A 1,039-nucleotide genomic window follows, 5' to 3' on the forward strand; every position below is an offset into this window, starting at 1 on the left:
CCCGAGGTGGAGGCGGTGTTGTCCCGCCATCCGGTGCGGGAGTTGGTGACCGCGTCGGACGCGATGCCGCTGCTCGTGGAGCGGGAGCGGGCCCTGTTCGGGTCGTGGTACGAGTTCTTCCCGCGTTCGGAGGGTACGGCCGAGCAGCCGCACGGCACGTTCCGTACCGCCGCGCGGCGGCTGAGGGCGATCGCGGAGATGGGCTTCGACGTCGTGTATCTCCCGCCGGTCCATCCGATCGGTACGACGTTCCGCAAGGGCCGCAACAACACCCTCGCCGCCCACCCGGACGATGTCGGGGTGCCGTGGGCGATCGGTTCCCCGGAGGGCGGGCACGACGCGGTCCACCCCGCTCTGGGCACGATCGAGGACTTCGACCACTTCGTGGGCCGGGCACGGGAGTTGGGCCTGGAGGTGGCTCTGGACTTCGCGCTGCAGTGTTCCCCGGACCATCCGTGGGTGCACAAGCATCCGGAGTGGTTCCATCACCGCCCGGACGGCACGATCGCCTACGCGGAGAACCCGCCGAAGAAGTACCAGGACATCTTCCCGATCGCGTTCGACGCCGACCTGGAGGGCCTGGTCGCCGAGACGGTGCGGGTGCTGCGGCACTGGATGGCGCACGGGGTGCGGATCTTCCGGGTCGACAATCCGCACACCAAGCCGGTCGTGTTCTGGGAGCGGGTGATCGGGGAGGTCAACGGTGCCGACCCGGATGTCGTCTTCCTGGCGGAGGCCTTCACCCGCCCGGCGATGATGCACACCCTGGCGCAGATCGGTTTTCAGCAGTCGTACACGTACTTCACCTGGCGCAACGACAAGCAGGAACTGACGGAGTACCTGACCGAACTGTCGGGTGAGGCGGCCTCCTACATGCGGCCCAACCTGTTCGCGAACACTCCCGACATCCTGCACGCCTACCTCCAGCACGGCGGCCGGCCCGCGTTCGAGATCCGTGCCGTGCTCGCGGCCACCCTCTCCCCCACGTGGGGCATCTACAGCGGCTACGAACTGTGCGAGAACACCCCGCTCAGGGCGG

1 pseudogene is annotated in these 1,039 nt (G+C 68.3%); it reads left to right on the plus strand.

From position 1 onward, the window contains the following. Nucleotides 1-1,039: pseudogene (locus tag ACIRVH_RS46505) on the plus strand (alpha-1,4-glucan--maltose-1-phosphate maltosyltransferase); the annotation flags it as partial.

Source organism: Streptomyces sp. NPDC101165 (genome assembly GCF_044768135.1).
Classification (GTDB): Bacteria; Actinomycetota; Actinomycetes; order Streptomycetales; family Streptomycetaceae; genus Streptomyces.